The 256-nt window shown below is 56.6% G+C and carries 1 rRNA gene; it reads right to left on the bottom strand.

The annotated features are described in order from the left end of the window. Window positions 1-71 (bottom strand): 5S ribosomal RNA (gene rrf / locus AC5RUF_RS16360); the annotation flags it as partial. Window positions 72-256: the final 185 nt, after the last annotated feature.

Here is a 256-nt window from a genome sequence, read left to right as displayed (position 1 = left end):
TCGGCGCTGTGGGTCTTAGCTTCCGGGTTCGGAATGGGACCGGGCGTTTCCCCCACGCTATGACCGCCGTAACCCTTCCACCCGCACCACACACCCGGCCTATAAAACCCCTGGGCATGCGTGGGGAAAACAATGGTCACGAACATCAAAACAGACGTAAGTGTTATTCAGTTACAGTTCCAGCGGGAACAACCCGTGCGGGTTGTTGTCCGGGAACCACATAGTGGACGCAAGCAGCATGATCACAACACCCTGT

The sequence above is a fragment of the Arthrobacter sp. Y3224198 genome, assembly GCF_059090025.1.
The sequence above is the reverse complement of the archived record's forward strand: the minus strand, read 5'-3'. Positions and strand labels throughout refer to the sequence as shown.